This window comes from Micromonospora sp. D75, from assembly GCF_018070405.1.
GTDB lineage: Bacteria > Actinomycetota > Actinomycetes > Mycobacteriales > Micromonosporaceae > Micromonospora > Micromonospora chalcea.
The window spans coordinates 1-3,610 of sequence record NZ_JAGPXV010000608.1; the positions used below are offsets into that span (position 1 = coordinate 1).

General features: G+C 75.4%; 3 protein-coding genes. All 3 read left to right on the forward strand.

Translation table 11 applies throughout. The features are described 5' to 3' along the window. Positions 1-762 (forward strand): (2Fe-2S)-binding protein (locus tag KBX39_RS26375; protein WP_210873034.1); only part of this gene is annotated, 762 nt, incomplete at its 5' end. Then, positions 759-3,266, forward strand: coding sequence for a nitrite reductase large subunit NirB (gene nirB / locus KBX39_RS26380; protein ID WP_210873036.1), 2,508 nt, complete (start codon positions 759-761; stop codon positions 3,264-3,266). The genes KBX39_RS26375 and nirB, both read left to right, overlap by 4 nt. Next, the gene (gene nirD, locus KBX39_RS26385; protein WP_043328283.1) at positions 3,263-3,610 is read left to right on the forward strand and encodes a nitrite reductase small subunit NirD; all 348 of its coding nucleotides are present in this window, start codon (positions 3,263-3,265) and stop codon (positions 3,608-3,610) included. Before nirB ends, nirD begins: the two co-directional genes overlap by 4 nt.

Consider the following 3,610-nt stretch of genomic DNA (forward strand, 5'->3'; position numbering starts at 1 on the left):
GTTCGCCCCGACACCGCGCTGGCCGCGGCGGCCGGACTCGCCGTCGAGCGGGGCGTGGTGGTGGACGACCGGATGCGGACCAGTGACCGGCGGATCTCCGCGATCGGCGACTGCGCGCAGCACGACGGCTCGCTGACCGGGGTGGTGGCGCCGGCCTGGGCGCAGGCCCGGGTGGTGGCCGACGTGCTGACCGGCGCGGACCCGCTGGCCCGCTATCGGCCCCGCCCGGCGGTGACCCGGCTCAAGGCAGCCGGCATCGATCTGGCCGCGATGGGCGACGTGGCCGGAACCGGCGACGGGGACGGGCCGGTCGAGGAGCTGACCTTCGCCGACCCGGCCCGGGGCACGTACGCCCGGCTGCGCATCCGGGACGAGCGGCTGACCGGCGCGATCCTGCTCGGCGACAACCCGGCGGTCGGCACTGTGGTGCAGCTGTTCGACAGGGGCGCGCCGGTGCCGGCGGACCGGCGTTCGCTGCTGCTCGGCCGGGCGTTCGGCGAGGCGCCGGCCGGGCCGGCCGCGTCCCCGGCGCTGATGCCGGACGCCGCGACCGTGTGCCGGTGCAACGACGTGAGCAAGGGCGCGCTGGTGGCGTGCTGGCGGGCGGGCGCCCGGACGGCGGCGGCGTTGTCCGCGTCGACCCGGGCCGGCACCGGCTGCGGCAGTTGCCGGGACGCGGTGGCCGGCATCGCCGCCTGGCTCGCCGAGGCCGACCCGCAGGCGACCGACGCGGTACGCGAGACGGTGGAGGTGGCGTCATGAGTGAGCTGATTGTCGTCGGGAACGGCATGGTGGGGCAGCGCTTCGTCGAGGCGCTGCGGGCCCGGGACACCGGCGGGCGGTGGCGGGTCACGGTGCTGGCCGAGGAGCGGCGTCCGGCGTACGACCGGGTGCGGCTCTCGGCCGTCTTCGACGGGGTGGACGCCGACGAGCTGACCGTGCACACCCCCGACGCCGGAGTGGACCTGCGCCTGGGCGAACCGGCCACCGGCGTCGACCGGGCACGGCGCGTGGTGACCACGGCGGCCGGCGGGTACCCGTACGACGCGCTGGTGCTCGCCACCGGCTCGTACGCGTTCGTGCCGCCGGTCGACGGCACCGATCTGCCAGGCGTCTTCGTCTACCGGACGCTGGACGACCTGGCCGCGATCCGGGAGCACGCCCGGGGCCGCCGCACCGGCGTGGTGATCGGTGGCGGGCTGCTCGGGCTGGAGGCGGCGAACGCGCTGCGGCTGCTCGGGCTCACCACGAGCGTGGTCGAGTTCGCGCCCCGGCTGATGCCGGTGCAGGTGGACGAGGCGGGCGGGTCGATGCTGCGCCGCTACGTCGAGGAGCTGGGCGTCACGCCGTACCTCGGGGTGGCCACCACGGCGCTGCGTCCCGGGCCGGACGGCACGGTGGCCGCGCTCGACCTCGCAGACGGGCGCACGCTGGACGCGGAGCTGGTGGTGGTGGCCGCCGGGATCCGGCCGCGCGACGAGCTGGCCCGGGCTGCCGGGCTGCCGCTCGGCCCGCGCGGCGGCGTGCTGGTGGGCGCCTCCTGCCGCACCGCCGACGAGCGGATCTGGGCGGTCGGTGAGTGCGCCGCGGTGGACGGGGTCTGCCACGGGCTGGTCGCGCCCGGGTACGCCACCGCCGAGGTGGTCGCGGACCGGCTGCTCGGCGGCGCGGCCACGTTCCCCGGCGCGGACACCGCGACGAAGCTGAAGCTGCTCGGCGTGGACGTGGCCTCGTTCGGCGACGCGCACGGCGTCACCCCGGGCTGCCTGGACGTGACGTTCACCGACCCGGCCACCCGCGCGTACGCGAAGCTGGTCCTGTCCGACGACGCGCGGACGCTGCTGGGCGGCGTGCTGGTCGGGGACGCGAGCGCGTACCCGGCGTTGCGGGCCAGTGTCGGCGGGCCGCTGCCCGCTCCCCCGCTGGCGTTGCTCGCGCCGGCCGGCGGCGCGGGCGCCGGCGCGGGCGCGCTGCCGGCCGCCGCCCAGGTCTGCTCCTGCAACGCGGTGACCCGGACCGACCTGGACGCGGCGATCGCCGGCGGGGCGACCGACGTGCCGGCGTTGAAGGCGTGCACCCGCGCCGGTACGAGCTGCGGCTCCTGCGTGCCGATGCTCAAGCAGTTGCTGGACGCCGCCGGGGTGCGCCAGTCCACCGCGTTGTGCGAGCACTTCGATCTGAGCCGGCAGGAGCTGTTCGACCTGATCCGGGTGCGGGGCATCCGCACGTTCTCCCGGCTCGTCGCCGAGCACGGGCGCGGGAGCGGCTGCGACATCTGCAAGCCGGTGGTGGCCTCCATCCTGGCCTCGCTCGGCGCCGGTCACGTGCTCGACGGCGAGGCGGCGTCACTGCAGGACACGAACGACCACTTCCTGGCCAACCTGCAACGCGACGGCAGCTACTCGGTGGTGCCCCGGATTCCCGGCGGGGAGATCACCCCGGAGAAGCTCATCGCGATCGGCGAGGTGGCCCGCGACTTCCAGCTCTACACGAAGATCACCGGCGGGCAGCGGATCGACCTGTTCGGCGCGCGGGTCGACCAGTTGCCGCAGATCTGGCGCCGGCTCGTCGACGCGGGCTTCGAGTCGGGCCACGCCTACGGCAAGGCGCTGCGTACCGTGAAGTCCTGCGTCGGCGACACCTGGTGCCGCTACGGCGTGCAGGACTCGGTCGGGCTCGCCGTCGCGCTGGAGCTGCGCTACCGGGGGCTGCGCGCGCCGCACAAGCTCAAGTCCGCCGTCTCCGGCTGCGCCCGCGAGTGCGCCGAGGCCCGCAGCAAGGACTTCGGCGTCATCGCCACCGAGGGCGGCTGGAACCTGTACGTCGGCGGCAACGGCGGCTTCCGGCCCCGGCACGCCGACCTGTTCGCCACCGACCTGAGCACCGCCGAGCTGGTCACGCTGATCGACAGGTTCCTCATGTACTACATCCGCACCGCCGACCGGTTGCAGCGCACCGCCGCCTGGATCGAGGCGATGGACGGCGGCCTGGACCACCTCCGGTCGGTGCTCGTGGACGACTCGCTCGGCCTCTGCGCCGACCTGGACGCGGCGATGGCCCGGCACGTCACGAGCTACTCCGACGAGTGGCGCGACGTGCTGGAGGATCCGGACCGGCTGCGCCGCTTCACCTCGTTCGTCAACGCGCCCGGCGTGCCCGACCCGTCCATCTCGTTCACCCGGGAGCGGGGCCAGCCGGTGCCGGCCCGGGACGCCGGGCACCGCCGCCAACCCGTAGCGCTCGGACTGCCGGAGGTACGCCGATGAGCCCCGTCGTCACGCTGGACTGGACGCCGGTCTGCCCGCTGGACCGGCTCGACCTCGACCGGGGCGTGGCCGCGCTCGTCGACGGCGTGCAGGTGGCGGTGTTCCGCACCGCGAACGGGCTGTACGCGGTGGACAACCTCGACCCGGTCGGCGGCGCGTACGTCATGTCCCGCGGTCTCGTGGGCAGCCGGGGCGGCGTGCCGACGCTCGCCTCGCCGCTGCACAAGCAGGTCTACGACCTCACCACCGGGCGGTGCCTGGACCTGCCCGGCGTGACGTTGACGCGGCACCGGGTGCGCTGCCGGGACGGCCAGGTCGAGGTGCGGTTACGGCAGGAGCAGTGA

Bases quoted from the DNA above. Each gene is read 5' to 3' on its own strand.
- nirD (WP_043328283.1), top strand. From the start codon at position 3,263: ATGAGCCCCGTCGTCACGCTGGACTGGACGCCGGTCTGCCCGCTGGAC.
- nirB (WP_210873036.1), top strand. From the start codon at position 759: ATGAGTGAGCTGATTGTCGTCGGGAACGGCATGGTGGGGCAGCGCTTC.